The organism is Dactylosporangium sp. NPDC006015 (genome assembly GCF_040614215.1).
GTDB classification, from domain to species: Bacteria; Actinomycetota; Actinomycetes; order Mycobacteriales; family Micromonosporaceae; genus Dactylosporangium; species Dactylosporangium maewongense.
On the sequence record NZ_JBEXUD010000026.1, the window covers coordinates 15256 to 33081 of the forward strand.

A 17826-nucleotide genomic window follows, 5' to 3' on the forward strand; every position below is an offset into this window, starting at 1 on the left:
TGACGCGGCTCAGGTCGCCTTTCGATGCCCATGTGCCGGCGTGGCCTGGAGTGCTGGCCCAGCCGACGCAGAAGCTCCGTCATCACGGTGTACCGAGGGACCCGAACAGTTCAGTGTCGAGGCGCAATCGCGCCGTACCGGCGATGCCGCCGATCAACAGAATCTGCGTGTCTTCGTCCGGAGCTGGACTGAAGGTCATCGAGAGCACTGGAGAACCAACGACGACACGGTGGAGTTCGGTCGAGGTTTCGACGTCCCAGAATCTGACGTCTTGGGCATCGGACGCCGATGCGATCACAGGCCGCCCTGCCACCACACCGGCGGTAACTGCGTTGACCCAGCCCGTATGCCCACGCAGCGGTGGCCCGACCGGCTCGCCGGTGTCGAGATCCCAAAGACGAATGCTCCGGTCGTCGCTACCGGAAACAACGACTGTCCGATCGCCGATGTCGAGCGTTGCGAGGTCCAGGATCCAGTCGTCGTGACCGGTCAGCGGCGGCACCGTCAGCGATGCGGTCGCTGCGTCCCAGATACATACGACGCCATCGTCACCACCGGTCACGATCAGCGTGCCGCCGGGTCGCTCCACGACGCGAAGCGCGCGAACGGGGCCGTCATGGTGCCGAATCGGCGCACACCACGGATCGCCGGTCGCCACGCGCCACAGACGGACGGCTCCGTCCTCATGAGCAGAGATCACAACGAGGTCATCGTGTACGTAGCCGGTCCCGACCGCGTTCACAGGCCCGCCGGCACCGTCGAACGACCTGCTCGTCGCGGTGCCGTCGGCCAATGCCTCCGTGAGAATGACCAGTCCGTCCTCCGCCCCCGTCACCGCAATCAGCGACGCGCCATGCCGTCGTGTGCTCAACCCGTTCACCCCACGGCTGTGCCCGACGGCGATTCGATGGAGCGCCGCACCTGAGTCGAGGTCGAGTATCCGGAGGGAAGCATCGCCGCCGGCCGACACGACGACCGGCTTCCCCGCAAGCGTGCCGACGTCGATGGCATTGATGACGTCCGGCGAGCCCAGTAGTGGACCATCGATCTCACGGAGATTCTGCACGTCCCACCTACGGACCGTGGTGTCCAGCGACGCCGAGACCACCACCGGCTGCCCGTCTCTCAGCGCCGCCGCCAGCACGTGGACGCCCCGCTCGTGACTTGTCCAGACAGGCGTCAGCTCCACACGAGTTTCGAGATCCCAAACCCGGATCTCCCGATCTGCTCCCGCCGAGAGCACCGTCGGCCTGCCGTCGCGCTGCACGATGCTGACACTCCAGATGGCTGCGCGATGCGACGTGAAGGGAGCCCCGACTGGCGCCCCCGTTTCAAGGTCCCAGATCGCGACGGTGCCGTCCTCCGAACCGGAGACGATCACATTGCGGCCGCCGGACCACACGGTCGCCATCGCCCTGATCGGCTTGGCGTGTGCAGCGATCGGCACGCCCGGCTGCGTGCCCTCCAAAACACGCCAGTGGCGGATCGTTCCGTCCTCTGCACCAGCGATGACGACGGGTTCCCCGTCCGCCCATCCTCCCGCGAGCGCCCGGATGGCCGGCCCGGAGGCGACCAGTGGGTCGCCGAAACGTTCGCCGGCCGTCAGGTCCCACAGCAGCACCGCACCGTCTTCCGAACCGGACGCGACGATGTCGATGTCGCCGAGACGGACGACGGTCAACGCGGTGACCGGACTCTGATGACCCGCCAGCGGCACGGAGACGGGCTGGCCAGTGGCGATCTGCCAGACCCTGACCGTGGCGTCGTTGGCCCCGGACAGCAGGACGTCCGCACCCTCGCGCCTCGCCTGCGCAAAGGCCCGAACACGGCTGACGTGCCCCAGCAGCGTCGGGCACAGTTCCCGGCCGGTGTCGAACTCCAGCAGCTTGATGCCGCCGTCCGCTCCTGACGCGGCAACGATGCACTGTCCGTCCTCGCCGGTCAACGTCGCCAGCGCCCAGGTCGGACATCCCCAGTTGCCGACCCTCGTGAAGTCGTCACGCCAACGCACCCAGTCGGCGGTAACCATCGGACGAAGACCGGTGAGCGCACTGCGTCGCCCCGCAGCCTTCAGTTGGAATGCCAGCGTGGATTCGCGGGACGCGGTGTCTGCGTCATCGATGAGCGACTCGACCAGCGCCCAGGACTCCAGAGCGGCCGCATCCGATGCGCTCCCCGCCCGCGCCAGGAGGCGACGTACGTCGCCTCCTGATTCCCAAGGCAGAAACCACGGGGGAACGACCGTGTCGCTGAGGACGCCACCGAGAGCCGCGTGCCGCACAAGATGCCGCCTGACGTAAGCATGTGGCGCCTGAAGTGCGCCTCCTTCGTCGAGCAGCGACAGCAACGCCATGGCGACGACGGCGTGGCCGTGCCGATCGGCTGAGGGATCGTCCATCGGTGGCGCGCCGGCAAGCGTTGCCACCACGAGCTCCGGATTTCGACGGAGGATCTCGCCGATTCTTGCGTGCGCCGGTCGGTAGACCAGGCGATCGTCTTCCACATCGGACGCCAGATATCCCGAGAGACGGCCGTGCTGCACCGCCGCGATGACTGCGTCGATGTCGATTCCGGCGGCTTTCGCATCCGTGTCCGGCATGAGCGCAGCGGCGACGGTCGACCATACATTGGCCCATGGAAGGCCGGCTCCCAACGAAAAGGCGACGGCTCGGAGCACTGCGACCACGTGATCGACCGCGAGGTCGAGCCGTTGCGACTCTTCCCGGATGTCCGCTTTCAACAGCGAGACGGTGCCGGCGCGCAGGCGGCCGAAGAAGGCGGCGGATGACCCTTCGGGCCTTCTGCCTGACATCTTGAGTCGTGCGGCGGCGAACCGGGCGTCCAGAAACGATGGGCTGACTTCTTCGGCGATCAGTTCGGCGGTCCTGAGCGTCTCCCGAAGCCGGCTTGCCGGCAGCCGGTCCAAGTCCTCTCCGGACAACAGAATCCGCTGCACGTATTCCGTGATGTCATGGGCGACGTCGGCCGTCGAGTCTGTCCGGATCAGCGCCCAGACGGCATCCGGGCGGACGTTTTCCGCCACCTTCATGAGCAGGCCCTGCAGCCCCGCGCCGCGCAGGACGGCACCGCTGGGGCGGTCGGACCGGACACCGACGATCAGGCGGACGAGCGGCTCGCCTGCGTCGTTCGCGACCGCCAGGAGCCGGCCCAGGAGGCCAGATACGATCAGCTCGGGCTGCGCCGCCTCGTCGACACCGTCGATGACGATCGAGATCGTCCGGTCCTCGGAGCGAAGCCGCTCGACGATGGTGTCGAGGACAGTGCCGTCGGTGGGGGTGTCGGGCTCCACGGCGAGGAACGAGGCGAGCCGAGCAGCCAGATCGCCGAAGGTGGAATTTCGCGCGTACAGGGCCACGTCCACCGACCCCAGCGGCGGAACCGCATCCGCGCCGAGGTTCCGTACGGCCTCGTGAAAGGCCGGATCGTCGCGGAACGTCGGGTCGCTCAGCACCGTCACCTGGGCCAGAATTGCGGACTTGCCGCTGCCCGCCTCGCCGGTGACGACGACAACGCCAGACCCGCGGGCAAGGAAGTCACACAGGACTCGCAACTCGTCGCGGCGTCCGGAGAAATACCAGGCACTCGGCTCGTCGGAGTACCGACCCGAGGCACGCGAGCTCCAGTACGGCAGAGCGGACAACTCCTGTGCGAGCTGCCGGCGGACCGCCTCGACAGGTGGACCGACCGGCCGGTAACCCGGGTTCGGAATACACCGGGTGGTCGCAGGGGTCGGCGACGAACGCGGCCACACCCACAACGGCTCGAGGAGCGAGTCGTCTTCCTGGAAGAGATTCGCCATCTCAACCGCGAAGTCCTGAAACGACAGGTATCGCCGCGCATAACCGCTCTGCGGGCTGCGGAACCGCTCATACAGCCTGGCCAACACCGCGGCGAACTCGCCGACGCGGGGCTTCTCGTCGAAGTCACCGACCGTGATGACAGCAAGTGTCCTGAGACGCCGACGATCGAGGGGCAGCGACCGCAGTCGCTCGGCGAGTTCCGCGTGCAGCGCGCCCGAATGGCAGGAATCGACAAAAACGAGAATCTGCTCGGCACTCGACGACAGGACACGCTCCACGAGGTCCGCCGTGACGAGCGCCGTGTTGCGCAGGTTCGCCTCTTCGGAGCCTGGCAGCAGAAGGAAGTGGCGGCGCGAAGAGTCCTGCACACCGTGCCCTGTGATGTACAGGACGGTCGGCTGGTCACGGTGGAGACCTGCCAGACCCTCCGACCGGACGAGGTCTTCCAGCTCGTCCAAGCTGTGCGGATGCAGGATCGACAGCCTGCAGGCCTCACTTTCGACGCTCGATTCGCCGAACCAGCTCACGACGACATCGACCTGCTCGTCGAGCGCTATCCGAAACTCGTCGTCGAATGCCGGATATTCTCTCGGGGCAATCACCACGACGCGACGTGGGCGCTCCGTGGTCATTTCGGACGGCCGGAGGGCGGAAATCCCGCATCGAACCCGATCTCGACACATTGCGCGGGAACCCGCACCCGGAACGCCTTCAAATCGCTTTCTGGTCGCCACGGCGCGCAATAATCCCGCGCTTGTGTCACGATGTGTTACCTCCTGATGCGACGGCGACTGTCACCATGCTGTGCATCGGTCTGTCCAAATAGTCTAACCGCGTCACGGCATCACCTCGACGACACGAGACCACAGGCACCTGCGGTTGTCACCAACTTTTTGATCCGATATTGACACATTCCTGACGATCATCACTTCCCGCACGTCGCCGGCGGAAGCCTTCGGCCGTAGTGACAACATCGCGGCCCGCTGATGTGGTGGACAAACCAACTCGCAGCGGAGGCCGCCGTGCTCGGACTGTTGGACATCGCTCATGGCGGCACGACAATTGCCGCGTCGATCGGGCTGCTCGCGGCAGTTGCTGGAATGCGAGGCCGGCGATTGCAGTGGGGGCATCCGGCTCCAGCCGTGGCCGCAAACAACTCCGCTGCGAGCCTCCACATCATGACCAGAGGGCCGGCGCCGCGAGCACCCCGCCCGGCGATCCGCGACGTTCTCGTAGCCTCCCCGGCCCCGGCACGCAGGCCTCCGGCAGTGGCGGCACCGAAGATCGACGCCGTCATCGTGCCGCGCCGCGACCCGGCCACGCCTGTGGACAACGCGATCCGCACCGCATCTGCCGCAGGGGCTCCACTGGTCGTATTGGACTCGCCGGACGGCGTGGCGGCGCCGCCGGCGGACAGCGTCGCGTTCCGTGCGGCGCTCGACTCGGGCAGTGCGGCGCGGCTGACGTTGCCCGAAGCGTGGGACCCGACCGCGGCATTGTCCACGTCGAATCATGGGTCCGCGGATCGCCATCGGGACACTCCGGCGAAACGGAACGCAGGGATGCTCCTGGCGAGAGCCGCTGGGTGGCGGCACGTGCTCTTCATGGACGATGACATCGACCCGCTCGGCAGCGACCACCTCGACGCCACGCGGCAGGCGCTCGCCGGGCGAGGCAGTGGGACCGCGTCACAGATCGCGGCATGGGCATTCGTGGACGCGCACGACCGGTCCGTTGTCGGTCACGCCTGCGCGACCGCCGGCATGCCGACCATTTCGCTGATCGGCGCCGGAGCGATGGCAATCGACTGCCGGTCAGCCGTTTCGTTCTTCCCCGCCCTGTACAACGAAGACCTGCTGTTCGCCATGACCTCGGCAACACTCGGCGGCGCCGGCGTCACTCCCGTGGGCACAACCCTGCACCAGCGCGCTCGACGGGCGGATACCTTCGCCTCGCCGTCGCTGGCGGCACGCCAGGAGTTCGGCGAGCTTCTGGCGACTGGCCTCATGGAGGCGGAACTGGACAGCGAGCGGCTGCACATCCAGACGCAGATCGACTTCTGGCGGCACGTGGTATGCGATCGGATGACCTTGCTCGTCCAGCTCGCGGTCCAGCTGCAGGCAGGGCGTCACGCCGCTGCCGCGCGTTGCGTCGCGGAAGCAGCAGCCTGCCATGCTCCGGAACTGCCGGCGCAGTTGGCCGGCTATACCACCCAGCTGATCCGCGACCATGAGACCTGGCAGACAATGCTGGAACGCCCAGTGCAGGCACTCGGGAAGCATGCCGGGCCGTGGCTCGAGACACTGGAAACACGTGCCCGCGTCTGATGCCCCGGCTAGCCGGCTCGCCGATGCACCTCAATACGGTCGAAGGACGGCTCACCAGGTGGGACATGGACGGTGAAGATGTCGCGCGACCTGACCAGCACGAACCGCCACATGCCCGTCGCGGTGCGCTGCTCCTGCCGGACGGCGAACCGATCCACGTGTGGTGCGTGCTCGGGCCATGCATCGGTGACGGCACCGAGCGCCGCCGCCAGCGCCTCAGCCCGCGCCAGGGGCGTGTCGGCCGTCGCATCCGATCGCCCCGGTGCCGACCTCCGTCCGCGAAAGCTCACGACCGCATGCTTCAACAGGTCGTACGCGAGATTTCCGGTTACGCCGCCGGCCAGGACACCAGCAAGATCAACCGCGATGTCGACGGCCGGACCGAGATGCAGATCCGCGTAGGTCACCGCGCCGTCCTCAACCTGAAGACGATCGAGGTTTCGCAGTCCTCGCTCCGCGGAGAACATCGCAACAATCGTCGACCTGGCCGGCGCATGGACGAGCCATTGGGTCAGCAGCAACAGGTCGGCATCTCCGGTCGCCGCGTCATCACGCGCAGCGCACAGCTCAGCCGAACGGCGGAGTACCGAACCTTCTTCCGCCGCGTCGTGCTCCGTCCAGGACGCGGTGCCCGCCAGCGCGACCCATCGATCAACGACATGAAGGCCGGCATCAGCGAACTGCCGCACGACAGGCCCGGCCCAGTCCTTCTCACCCGGAATCACCCGAGATTCCAGAGAACCGCCGTCGGGTGAGGTCGCGTATTCGTGCCCGCAGATCACACATCGCCAGGCCGACGGGGCACCAACCCGCACCGATCTGCGGAGCGGTGGACGGGGAGAGCATTGATGCCGCGCTTCAGCCCTGGCATTTTCCTCGGGCACCATTTCCTGGTGAATGAGCGCCTCCGCCTGATCAGAACCTACGAATACCTTAGCGCGCGGATGCCACCCAGCGGAACCCATCCCTCGGTGGGGCAGACACCCACCTCGCATGCAGGCATCATTGTGGGATGCCGATTGATCAGGTGCGGATGACGCAAGCGACGGACACCGACACGGATCGAGTGGTCGCAGCGCTGGGTGGCGCTTCGTTCGTCGCAGATCGCCGGCGGCAGCTCGCCGGCGGCAGCGGAGTCCTGCTCGCGGCGTGGCGCGAAGCAGAGGCCGTGGGCTGCGTCTACATCTCGTTCGAAGAGGCGGACGAGGCGGAGCTTCGCGAGCGCCGGCCGGGCACGCCTGTCCTGCACCGTCTCCTGGTGGTTGAGCACCTGCGCAGGCAGGGTATCGGGCGCCGCTTGATGCAAACCGCGGAAAACGTCGCTCGCGACCGAGGATGCGCCCGCATGGCGCTGGGCCTCGACCTCGACAACATCGACGCGGAGCGTTTCTATCGTCGTCTTGGATACACCGAATGGCCCTATGGCCTGCTTGACACATTCTATATCGCGACCGTCGACGGTCGCGAAGTCCGGGTCCCCGAGCAATGCCGGGTGATGGAAAAGCATCTCTGACGGCAGAGCACCGTTCATGACCGGATTTATCTACCTTCTGGCGGCCATTCGTGGAGCCGGCTCTCAGGAGCCGTCCAGTCCGGGGTCAAGACCTCGCCCCTGACAATCTGGACCGTCGTCAGGATGCTGAAGGTGTCCCGCTGAGCGAACCGGGTGGCGAGGTATTCGCCGTTGCGGTCGCGGAACCTTGCATCGGTCAGCGAGCGCACGGCGCCGTAGGTGCCGCGGGCGAACATGCCGTTGAAGATCGTGACGGTGCGGAGCCGGTTGTACGGGTTGGGCGCGCGGTAGAAGTGGGCGACGTCCTCGACGAGCTGGCCGTCGACGAGGGTGGGCGCGAAGACGTGGGTGTCGTCGCCGGCAGAGACCTGGAACGCGGCGCCGGTCTCGTCGTCGCCCAGCCGGTCGTGCTGGGTGACGGGGACGTCGAGGCGGTTGAGCAGGGTGCGGGTGAGGAAGTTCCAGTCGACGCCGCCGAGCACGACGAGGTGGGTGGTGAGGTCGTCGGCCGAAAGCGCGTCGTCGGCGCGGACCCGGACCTGGCTCAACGGGTTGGCGGCGCGCAGGTGGCCGTGCAGTTCGAGGAGGGTGTCGAGGTCGGCGTACGTGTAGGACTCGGTGTAGTCGGGTTCGGCGGGGTCGACGTAGGGCATGTTGCGCCGGAACTCGGGTGGGAGCCGGGCGCAGGCGATGGTGATGGGGCGGCCGTCGGCGAAGAACAGGGGTCCGCTGTGCAGGCGGCGGAGCTCCTCGTCGGCGGGCCGGACCGGGCGGGCGCCGCCGCTGGTGCCGTTGGCGGCGTCGCGGAGGGCGAGCAGCTCCTCCTCCAGCTCGCGGCGGCGGGCCTGCTCGTCGCGGTCCAGGTCGTCCTCGCCGATGAGCTTCACGCGGCCGGCGGTGAAGGAGCGCGGGGTGCAGAACAGCCGCGCATAGGCGTTGATGCGGGCGGTCGGCGGCAGGTCGGGCTTGCCCGGCGACTCCCATGAGGAGATGAGCGGCGGGCTGACGCCGAGGGCCTTGGCGAGCTGACCCTGCGTGATCCCCGCGCCGCCGACGTCGGTCCGCAGCGACTTCAGCCGCGCCGCGAGGCGAGCTTTCGCGTTCGATGTCGGCGCCGCCATCAGCATCCTTACGTTCTGGACTTCAGAATGTGGATGAACATTCCTGACGGATTTCACCACAGCAAATACGTCGTCGGCAATCCTCAGTCGATTCGCGCTTCAGCCAGGACTGAAGTTCAAGTTGACGTCAGACAGGGCAGAATCCGCGGATCGACCCGGAAACACAGGGCAGTATTACTGCGTGCTGTCGGACCATCTGGAGGTCAGGCCCGCGATCGGGCGTGAGCTCGACCTCGTGGTCGCCGCGTTCGGCGATGCCTCGTTCTTCGCCGAGCGAATGGCACGACAGGCAGAGGACAACGGCGTCCTCCTGGTGGCGTGGCTGCACGGCGAGGTCGTGGGCTGCGTCTACGTGTGGTTCGAGGACGCCGAAGAGGCCGAGCTGCGCAAGCACCTGCCGGGCGTGCCGCTGCTCAACCGGCTGCGGGTCGTCGAGCGGTTGCGCAACCAGCGGATCGGGACCGCGCTGGTGCGCGCCGCCGAGCAGGTCGTGCGCGAGCGGGGGCACGCGCAGCTGGCGCTGGGCATCGGGCTGGACAACGCCGGCGCCGAGCGGCTGTATCTGCGGCTCGGGTTCGCCGAGTGGCCGCACGGGCTCGTCGACACGTTCTACATGGTGTTCAAGGACGAGCGGGAGGTGCGCGAACCGGAGTTGTGCCGGATCCTGGTGAAAGAGCTGAATCAGGAAATGCCCCTTAAACGCGACTAATGTTCGCGTACCGTCAGGCGCATGGCCGACCGTTCGCTGCTCCTCCGGGTCGCCAACGTGAACCCCGCCAGCGTGCGGACCCACACCGACCGCGCGCTGTACCGCTCGATCGCGGTGTTCATCCTGCTGTACGGCCTGTACGCGATCGTCGGCGCCGCGACCTTCGTCGACGCCACCGCGAACTACACGCACCCGTGGTGGCAGTGGCTGGTCGGCCCGCCGGTCGCGGCCGCCGTGATCGCCTACGACCGGGCCGTCGTCGGGCGGGTCGCGGTCAGCTACGACAACCTCGACTCCCCCGACCCGAAGCACCTGCTGCGGCGCGGCACGTTCGGCCTGTACGCGGGCCGGCTGCTGCTCGCCCTGCTGTTCGCCGTCGTCATCACCGAGCCGCTCATGCTCGCCAGGTACAAGGGCGAGATCGACGCGTACCTCGGCACCGTGCACAACCGCCAGCTGATCCAGCTGGAGCAGTCGGGCGCGATCGCCACGTTCGCCGGGCAGGTCGACGCGCTGCGCCGGCAGGACGCCGCTGACGACAAGGCCGTGGCCGACCTGCACCAGCTCGCCGCGACGAAGCGGGCCGAGGCCGCCGAGGTGTACGACCGTGCCCTCGCCGACTCCCGCGCCGACGGCGTCACCCAGCGGGCCGGCTGCCCGCCCGGCGGGTTCTGCGACACGCTCGTGCGGCAGTCCAGGGCGCTGACCGCCGAGGCGACCCGCCTGGACGACGAGGCGGCCGCGCTGCAGAAGACCCAGGAGAGCGCCCGCCTCGACCGGGCGAAGCAGGTCGCCGCGCTCAACGAGCAGATCACCGAGCAGCGCACCGACAACCGGCGGTCCGTGGAGGCCGGCGCGGGCTTCGGCGCCCGGACCACCGCGATGTGGCACCTGGTCAAGAGCGACTTCTGGGGGTTCGGGTTCTTCTACCTCGGCGTCGCGGCGCTGCTGGTCTGCCTGGACTGCGCGGCGGTGTGGCTCAAACTGGTCTCGCACGGCAACGCGTACGAGCGGACCGAGGCCCGCGACGCCCGCCGCCGCGAGCTGACCGCCACGAAACGCCACGAGCAGCAGCTCAAGGTCGCCGCCGCGGCACAGGAGGTGGCCGGCGACGGCCTCGACACGATCGTCGCGGAGCGCCGGCTCGTCGACGCCGCGGTCGAGCAGGCGACCGCGCGGCTCATGGCGGAACTGGAGGAGCAGTCCCTCCCCTCTTCGTCCAGAAGTTCCTGAATCGCTTGCAATGGGGGCTTCGGCACCCGGCAGACTGGTCGACGTGCGTCACAGCCTCCCCCGCCGCCCCCCTGTGCTGCCGGTCGTGATCGGCATCGTCCTGGCGGTGGTCGCCGGAGTGGGCGCCGTCAGGGCCGTGTGGGTGAGCTCGACGTCCTCCAGCGCCTCGCCCGACGGCCGCGGCGGTGACCGCGCCGACCGGTCCAGGCCCCGCACCGGCTCCGGCACCGACCTGCGGTGCGACGGGGTGCCGCTGAACGCGCCGCGGGAGCTGCGCGGCATCTGGATCACCACGGTCGAGAACATCGACTGGCCGAGCCGGCCGGGGCTGCCCGACGAGCAGATCAAGTCGGAGTACCTGGGCTGGCTCGACCTCGCCGGCAAGCGCAACCTGAATGCGGTGTTCGTCCATGTACGACCCAGCGGCGACGCGCTGTGGCCATCCGCCTACGCCCCCTGGTCGGAGTGGATCACGGGGGTACGGGGGAAGGCGCCCGGCTTCGACCTGATGCGCTGGATGATCGACGAGACGCACGCCCGCGGGCTGGAGTTCCACGCCTGGTTCAACCCGTACCGGGGCAGCCAGCCGGCCCCGGGCGGCGCCGGCTCCGACATCAACGCGCTCGCGCCCGACCACCCGCTGCGCAAGCATCCGGAGTGGGCGGTCGTCTACCCGGCGGCCGGCACCACCGGCAGCCGCCTGCACTTCAACCCGGGCATCCCGGCCGCCCGCGAGTTCGTCGAGGACTCGATGCTGGAGGCCGTCAAGAAGTACGACGTCGACGGGGTCCACTTCGACGACTTCTTCTACCAGTACCCGGTCGGCAAGCAGGACTACCCGGACGCCGCCGCCTACGCGCAGTACGGCAACGGCCTCAGCCGCGCGGACTGGCGGCGCGACAACGTCAACAAGCTCGTCCAGGAGATGCACGACAAGATCCGCAAGCTGAAGCCGTGGGTGAAGTTCGGCATCAGCCCGTTCGGCATCTGGCGCAACGACCGGACCGACCCGGCCGGCTCCCCGACCCGCGGGCTGCAGTCCTACGACGAGATCTACGCCGACACGCGGCTGTGGGTGCAGCGGGAGTGGCTCGACTACATCGTCCCGCAGCTGTACTGGAACATCGGGTTCGACGTCGCGGACTACGCGAAGCTGCTGCCCTGGTGGGCCGCCGTCGTCAAGGACACCGACGTGCAGCTGTGGATCGGCCAGGCCGACTACCGCGTCGGGCAGTCCGGTGCCTGGTCCGACCCCGGCGAGCTCGACCGCCAGCTCGCCCTGAACCGGAAGTATCCGCAGGTCACCGGCAGCGTCCACTTCAGCGCCAAGAGCATGCGCAGCGACACCCTCGGATCGGTCTCCCGCTACGCCGCCAGCTTCTACTCCACGCCGGCGCTGCCGCCGGTCATGGCGCAGCTGCCCGCCGACGTGCCCGCGCCGCCGTCCGTCTCGATGTCCGGCACCACGCTCACCTGGAAGGGCAAGGGCGTCAACTCGGCCGTGTACCAGGTGCGGGGCTCCTCGGCGAAGCTGCTGGCGGTGCGCCGCGGCGGGGACGGTTCGCTGACCGTGCCGGACGCCGCCGCCACCTACTGCGTGACGGCGCTGGACCGCTCCTGGAACGAGAGCACTCCGGCGAGGTGATCCCGGGTCATCCTGGGCCCGGCGAGTCTCTGGCGATGACCAGCTTCATCTCCGACCAGGACTTCACGACCCCCGCCCACGTCCGGGCCACCGCCGACTTCCAGGAGCGCGAGGAGCGCCGGGAGTCGTCGCCGGCCCCGTTCCTCGCCGTGGTGTTCCTGGCCGCCGTCTGGCTGGTGGTGTCCGCGGTGCCGATCGGCTACATCGGCGCCGCCCGCTACGACGTCTTCTGGAGCGACGCCGTCGTCGGGATCGCCGTCGCGATCGTCACCATGGTCCGGCTGCTGCGCCCCACACCCGCGCTCACCTGGGTCACCGGTGGACTCGCCGGCTGGCTGCTGCTGGCGCCGCTCGTGCTGCAGTACGGGTGGAGCGGCCCCACCGCGAACGACCTGATCGTCGGGCTGGTCATGCTGATCTGCACGGGACTGTCCGCTTCCTCGTCCTGAACAGCCTTCGGGGCCACCCCCGGTGGTGCGGGGCGGCCCCGAGATGTGGCAGGTTCAGCTCGTCCGGTGCGTGAACGCGTCCTTGACGTCCTCGCCGGCGTCCTTGACATGGTCGCCGGCCTGCTTCGCCTTGGCGGCGGCCCGCTCGGCGGCGCCTTCGGCCTGCAGCCGCTCGTTGTCCGTCGCATCGCCGAACTTCTCCTTGGCGGCGCCCTTGAGCTCTTCAGCCTTGTGCTCGACCTTGTCCGTGAAGCTCATCGCTGATCCTTCCGTTCGGTCCCTCGTGCTGCTTCTTTGGTGCCCTCGCTTGCCGGATGGCAAACACCGCCGTCACTGCGATGGACACCGCGCTGCCCACCCCGGCCGCCGTGTACGGCTGGTCGAACACCCTTCCGCCGAGGTACCCGAGCGACACCATGTAGCAGCTCCACAGCACCGCACCGACCAGCAGCGCGGGCACGAACCTGCGACGCGGGAACCGCGCGTAACCGGTCGCGAGCGCCACCGCGGTGCGCCCCATCGGCACGAACCGGCCCGTCGCCACGATCGCGCCGCCGCGCCGTTGCAACGCCCCGCTCACCTTGGTGAGGACCCGCCGCGGCCGGCCCTTGCCCGTCCACCTGCCGAACAGCCGGCGCCCGCCCCGCCGCGCCGCCTCATGGGTCAGCAGGTCCCCGGCCGCGACCGCCGCCACCGTCGCGACCAGCACCACCGGCAGCCTGAGCTGCCCACCCGCCGCCAGCGCACCCCCTGCGATGACGCTCGTCTCCGCCGGCAGGAACGGCAGGAGACAGTCCCCCACCAGCAACACGAAGATCACAACGTAGGCCCACTGCATACCTCAACCGTGCCCGCAGCACGCTTTTTCGACACCGGTGCCAGCCCGCCGATCCACGGTGGTGCAGCCCCTACCACCGGCCCGTCTCTACCACCGGTCGAAGAGGGCGACGATGGCCGGGTCGTGGAAGGCGATCATCTCCGTGATGCGCCCGTCGGACACGTGCAGGACGGAGACGCCGAAGGGTTGCCAGGCGGGCTCGCCGGGCGGGCGGATGTGGGCGACGACGGCGGGGCGGTGGTTGGCGGTGGTGCAGCGGATGTGGATCTCGCCGAGGGCGGGGCGACTGGCTCGCAGGGCCTGCTCGACTGCCGGGCTTCCCTGGTACCAGATGCGCAACGGCGGCATGGAGGCCCTGACGTCGTCGGCCAGGAGGCGCACCATGGCGGGGATGTCGGCGCGCTGGAACGCCTCGGCGTAGCGGCGGGCGACCTCGTGATCGGCGGGGGTGGCCGGCTCGGCGGGGGCGGGCACGCGGGCCTTCGCCCGCTGCAGGGCACTGTTGACCGCGGGGACGGTCATCTCCAGCAGCGTCGCGGTCTCCGCGGCCGACCAGTCGAGCACGTCGCGGAGGATGAGCACGGCCCGCTGCCGCGGCGGGAGGTGCTGCAGCGCGGCGAGGAACGCCAGCTCCACGCGCTCCTTCGCCAGCAGGGCACCCTCCGGGCCCTTGTGCTCCAGGACCGCGTCGGGGACGGGCTCCAGCCAGTGCTCGGCCTCACCGGGGGCGAGGTCGACCGGCAGCGCGCGCCGCGGGCGGCCCTTCAGCGCGTCCAGGCAGGCGTTGGTGGCGATCCGGTAGAGCCACGTGCGCTCCGACGAGCGCCCGTCGAAGGTGTCCCGGGCCCGCCACGCCTTCAGATACGTCTCCTGCACCAGGTCCTCGGCCTCGTGCAGCGAGCCCAGCATCCGGTAGCAGTGGACCTCCAGCTCGCGGCGGTACTCCTCCACCACCGTATGTTAGGGCGATGTGGACGGACTACCGGAAGCGCGTGCTCTTCGAGGACGACGCGGTGCTGGTGCTGGACAAGCCGGCCGGGGTGTCCGTGATGGGCGAGCGGCACGAGTCCGATCTGGTCAGGATGGCCGCCGAGGCCGGCGAGACGCTGTTCCCGGCGCACCGCATCGACAAGGTCACCTCCGGCGTGATCCTGTTCGCCAAAGACCTCGCCGGGCACGGGGCGCTGACGCGGCAGTTCAACAAGCGGACCGTGCGGAAGTCGTACCTGGCGGTCGTGGCGCCCGGCGGGCTCCCCACGACCGGCACGATCGACCTGCCGCTGAGCGTCGGGCGGAAGAACCGGGTGCGGATCGCGGCGCCCCGGGAGGCGATCACGCTGTCCGGTGACGTCTGGTCGGTGCCGGCCGAGGCGGTGTTCGACCAGGTCCCGACCTATCCGTCGGTGACGGAGCTGCGCGTGCCGTGGCAGGACGAGCAGCGCGCCCTGGTGGTCGCCGACCCGTTGACGGGCCGGCGCCACCAGATCCGGGTGCACCTCGCGTGGATCGGCCACCCGATCGTCGGCGACCCGCTGTTCGACAAGGCCGCCACCGGGCGGACGCACCTGCACGCGTGGCGGCTGTCGTTCGACCACGCCGGGACCCGGATCACCGTGGAGGCGCCGGCGCCCGAGGAGTTCCCGGTGTTCGACGTCAGGCTGCTGGACTGAACACCTGGTGCACCTCGGCCTCGCCCTCCCAGCCGGGCCACAGGTCGCGGTGCAGCTTCATGAACCGGCTGGTCCACTCCGTCGCCTCGGCCTTCGTCCGCACCTGGTACAGCGCGTAGCTGATCATCTCCTTCGTCTCCGCGAACGGCCCGTCGACCACGTCGAGCGCGCCGCCGGTGACCGTGACCCTGGCGCTGTTGACGCTGGGCGCGAGGCCCGCGGTGTCCAGCAGCGCCCCGGCGGCGGTGGCGTCCTCGCCGAGTTGCATGATCGCGGCCATCAGCTCAGGCGGAGGCGGGGTGCCGGGGGTCGTCCCCTTCAGCAGCACGAGATAGCGCATGTTCCACTCCTATCAACGGGTGTCCTCGCCGGTACCTCGAACGGGCCAGGCCCGATCCGACATGCTCTCGGGAAGAGGTATGGCTGGCCCTACCCCTGACACGGTAGACAGTGGGCTGTATCCGGCCGCCCGCCGTTCGTAGCGTCACATCCATGACGATCGGCACGCTGTCGTTGCACCGCAGGCTTCCTCCGCGGCTGTACCTGCTGCTGCTGCCGAGCCTGTTCGCCATCGCGCTCGGGCTGGCCATGCTGCTCGGCACGGACCACCGACCGGCCGTGCTGCCGCTGCTGCTCCTGGCGGTGGCCGCGCCGCAGGAGCTGTTCTTCCGGGCGTACCTGCTGCCGCGGACGCCGCTGCACGGCACGCCGGCGATCCTCGGGTCGGGGCTGCTGTCGGCCCTGCCGTTCGCGCTCTCCGGCCTGTTCCCCTACATCCTCGTCATGCACCTCGTCCTGACGGCGGTGACCGTCCGGTTCGGCAGCGTCCGGCTCGGCATCGCCGCGCACTGCCTGCTGGCGCTCGCCGTCCTCGTCGCCTGACGAGCCGTCCTCGTCGCCTAGCGGGTCGCCGACGTCGGCCACGCATCGGGGTTGGTCAGGTCGTCGTACACCTGCAGATGCTCGACGTACCAGGCCGCCTCATCCTCGCTGAGCAGGTCGGCGTGGAACGCGGTCGCCTCCAGCACGTACAGGCTGACCGGCCCGAACTCGGGGACCCACAGCCCCCGCATCCCGTCGGTGAGCCACTGCGCGGACCTGCCGGCCACGACCCGGTCCGGCGCGAACCGCGCACCGTCCGCCGCCGCGGGCTCCGCCGCCCACAGCCGCACCCGCTCGGCGTCCGCCTGCGTGACGACCAGCCCCGACCAGGCCCACTCCCGCCCTTTCCCAATCGCCGTCTGGCACTCGACCCACCGCGCTCCGGCCGGCAGCTCCGACAGCCGCATCGGCGTCACGCACCGCTGCACCCGGTCCAGCCGCACCGCGCCGTACACCCGCTGCGCCGCCGCCAGGTCCCGCGCCCACACCGCCACGAAGATCCCGTCGACCGGCTCCCACCGCAGGTCGGTGAAGCGCTGCCCGTTCCCCATGTCGAACGTGTCCGCCCGGCCCGGCCGCCCGCCGACCGTGACGTCGACGGCCGCCGAGCTCAGCGGCCGGAGCCCCCGCTTCAGGTCCACCACCGTCGGCGCCACGTACACCGCGGCGACCAGCTCGTGGTCCTGCCCGTACACGCTCACCGACTCCCGGTCCTCCCCGGAGACCCAGTCGACCACCCCTACGTCGTCGAACGCCTTCAGGTCCAGGTCCAGGTGCAGCAGCGCCGGATCCCCACCGATCCCCTCCGGCCGGCTCAGTGCCGACGGCACCCCCAGCGCCACGGGCAGCGTCGTGTCCTTGCGTTGCGGCAGCATCGCCTGTACGCCCAGCGCCGCCCCCACGATCAGCACCACCGCGGCGGCCACACCAGCCGCCCGCCGGCGCGCCCGCATCCGGCCCGCCCTTCGCACCGCCCGGCGGGCCAGCTCCCCGACCTCGACCTGCGTTGCCCCGGCCCGCGCCGCAAGGCTCCGCACCAGCTTGTCTTCCATGCCGCTCATGCCTCCGCCTCGCTTCCGCTCTCGTGTTTGCTCTCGTGCACGGCGCCGTGCTCGCTCAGGCGGGCGCGGAGCCGGTGCAGCGCGCGCATGGCGTGGGTCCGGACCGTCGTCTGCGAGCACTCGAGCACCCGCGCGATCGCCGCGTCGTCGAGGTCCTCGTAGTACCGCAGGACCACCACCGCCCGCTGCTTGAACGGCAGCGCCGCCACCAGCCGCCACAGCTCGTCCCGGTCCGCGGCCTCCCCGCTCAGGTCACCCGCCGCAACCGCCTCGGGCGCCCGCTCGACCGGCACCTCCCGATTGGCCCTGCGCCGCCACCACGACCGCGACCCGTTGAGGATCAACCGCCGCACGTACACCTCAGGGTCATCGACCCGCCGGATCCCCTCCCACCGCAGGTACGCCTTAGCCAGCGCCTCCTGTACCAGATCCTCGGCCCGATGGTCATCCCCGGTCAGCAACACCGCGAACCGCACCAGCCCCACCCCCCGAGCCGCGACGAACGCCTCAAACCCCACGACGTGCACCTCGGACGGTTGCAGGGTCACCACGCTTCG

The 17826-nt window shown here is 69.5% G+C and carries 17 protein-coding genes; 8 read left to right on the plus strand and 9 right to left on the minus strand.

Translation table 11 applies throughout. The features are described from left to right. Positions 1 to 82: 82 nt before the first annotated feature. Positions 83 to 4453, minus strand: a complete 4371-nt coding sequence (locus ABZ321_RS35535; protein WP_354899573.1) for a hypothetical protein — start codon at positions 4451 to 4453, stop codon at positions 83 to 85. A 636-nt stretch (positions 4454 to 5089) separates the two neighbouring features. On the opposite strand from ABZ321_RS35535, the gene ABZ321_RS35540 reads away from it, so the two are divergent. After that, positions 5090 to 6148, plus strand: coding sequence for a hypothetical protein (locus tag ABZ321_RS35540; protein WP_354899576.1), 1059 nt, complete (start codon positions 5090 to 5092; stop codon positions 6146 to 6148). A gap of 8 nt (positions 6149 to 6156) precedes the next feature. On the opposite strand, the gene ABZ321_RS35545 is transcribed toward ABZ321_RS35540, so the two are convergent. After that, positions 6157 to 6873, minus strand: coding sequence for a hypothetical protein (locus ABZ321_RS35545; RefSeq protein ID WP_344501433.1), 717 nt, complete (start codon positions 6871 to 6873; stop codon positions 6157 to 6159). 287 nt (positions 6874 to 7160) lie between these two features. On the opposite strand from ABZ321_RS35545, the gene ABZ321_RS35550 reads away from it, so the two are divergent. Then, positions 7161 to 7661, plus strand: coding sequence for a GNAT family N-acetyltransferase (locus ABZ321_RS35550; protein WP_344501432.1), 501 nt, complete (start codon positions 7161 to 7163; stop codon positions 7659 to 7661). A 26-nt stretch (positions 7662 to 7687) separates the two neighbouring features. Here the strand turns inward: ABZ321_RS35550 and ABZ321_RS35555 are convergent, their stop codons facing one another. Continuing rightward, on the minus strand, positions 7688 to 8782 hold the full coding sequence (locus ABZ321_RS35555; RefSeq protein WP_354899579.1) for a helix-turn-helix transcriptional regulator: 1095 nt from the start codon (positions 8780 to 8782) through the stop codon (positions 7688 to 7690). A 181-nt stretch (positions 8783 to 8963) separates the two neighbouring features. On the opposite strand from ABZ321_RS35555, the gene ABZ321_RS35560 reads away from it, so the two are divergent. From ABZ321_RS35560 to ABZ321_RS35575, 4 genes are read left to right on the plus strand one after another with little or no spacing between them, the layout of a single operon-like run. Continuing rightward, a complete protein-coding gene (locus ABZ321_RS35560; protein WP_354899582.1) occupies positions 8964 to 9491 on the plus strand; it encodes a GNAT family N-acetyltransferase in 528 nt (175 codons plus the stop codon). A 21-nt stretch (positions 9492 to 9512) separates the two neighbouring features. Beyond that, complete coding sequence (locus ABZ321_RS35565; protein ID WP_354899585.1) at positions 9513 to 10724, plus strand: DUF4407 domain-containing protein; 1212 nt, start codon at positions 9513 to 9515, stop codon at positions 10722 to 10724. Positions 10725 to 10767: 43 nt separating this feature from the next. Next, complete coding sequence (locus ABZ321_RS35570; RefSeq protein WP_354899588.1) at positions 10768 to 12369, plus strand: family 10 glycosylhydrolase; 1602 nt, start codon at positions 10768 to 10770, stop codon at positions 12367 to 12369. 35 nt (positions 12370 to 12404) lie between these two features. Beyond that, a complete protein-coding gene (locus ABZ321_RS35575) occupies positions 12405 to 12818 on the plus strand; it encodes a hypothetical protein (protein WP_344501427.1) in 414 nt (137 codons plus the stop codon). 54 nt (positions 12819 to 12872) lie between these two features. On the opposite strand, the gene ABZ321_RS35580 is transcribed toward ABZ321_RS35575, so the two are convergent. The 3 genes from ABZ321_RS35580 to ABZ321_RS35590 all read right to left on the minus strand — a co-directional run bounded on the left by ABZ321_RS35580 (position 12873) and on the right by ABZ321_RS35590 (position 14607). Next, complete coding sequence (locus tag ABZ321_RS35580) at positions 12873 to 13076, minus strand: CsbD family protein (protein WP_344501426.1); 204 nt, start codon at positions 13074 to 13076, stop codon at positions 12873 to 12875. Beyond that, the gene (locus tag ABZ321_RS35585; protein WP_354899592.1) at positions 13042 to 13656 is read right to left on the minus strand and encodes a VTT domain-containing protein; all 615 of its coding nucleotides are present in this window, start codon (positions 13654 to 13656) and stop codon (positions 13042 to 13044) included. Before ABZ321_RS35585 ends, ABZ321_RS35580 begins: the two co-directional genes overlap by 35 nt. Positions 13657 to 13743: 87 nt before the next feature. Further along, on the minus strand, positions 13744 to 14607 hold the full coding sequence (locus ABZ321_RS35590) for an RNA polymerase subunit sigma-70 (protein ID WP_354899595.1): 864 nt from the start codon (positions 14605 to 14607) through the stop codon (positions 13744 to 13746). Between the two features lie 17 nt (positions 14608 to 14624). On the opposite strand from ABZ321_RS35590, the gene ABZ321_RS35595 reads away from it, so the two are divergent. Continuing rightward, positions 14625 to 15326, plus strand: a complete 702-nt coding sequence (locus ABZ321_RS35595; RefSeq protein WP_354899598.1) for an RluA family pseudouridine synthase — start codon at positions 14625 to 14627, stop codon at positions 15324 to 15326. Here ABZ321_RS35595 and ABZ321_RS35600 read toward each other — a convergent pair. Then, on the minus strand, positions 15310 to 15666 hold the full coding sequence (locus ABZ321_RS35600) for a YciI family protein (RefSeq protein ID WP_354899601.1): 357 nt from the start codon (positions 15664 to 15666) through the stop codon (positions 15310 to 15312). The genes ABZ321_RS35595 and ABZ321_RS35600 overlap by 17 nt on opposite strands. A 152-nt stretch (positions 15667 to 15818) precedes the next feature. On the opposite strand from ABZ321_RS35600, the gene ABZ321_RS35605 reads away from it, so the two are divergent. Further along, the gene (locus ABZ321_RS35605; protein WP_354899604.1) at positions 15819 to 16208 is read left to right on the plus strand and encodes a CPBP family glutamic-type intramembrane protease; all 390 of its coding nucleotides are present in this window, start codon (positions 15819 to 15821) and stop codon (positions 16206 to 16208) included. 17 nt (positions 16209 to 16225) lie between these two features. Here ABZ321_RS35605 and ABZ321_RS35610 read toward each other — a convergent pair whose 3' ends face one another. Beyond that, entirely contained in the window at positions 16226 to 17269 is a 1044-nt protein-coding gene (locus ABZ321_RS35610) for a hypothetical protein (RefSeq protein ID WP_354899607.1), read from the minus strand. Then, positions 17266 to 17787, minus strand: coding sequence for a SigE family RNA polymerase sigma factor (locus tag ABZ321_RS35615; protein WP_344501466.1), 522 nt, complete (start codon positions 17785 to 17787; stop codon positions 17266 to 17268). Before ABZ321_RS35615 ends, ABZ321_RS35610 begins: the two co-directional genes overlap by 4 nt. Positions 17788 to 17826 lie beyond the last annotated feature (39 nt).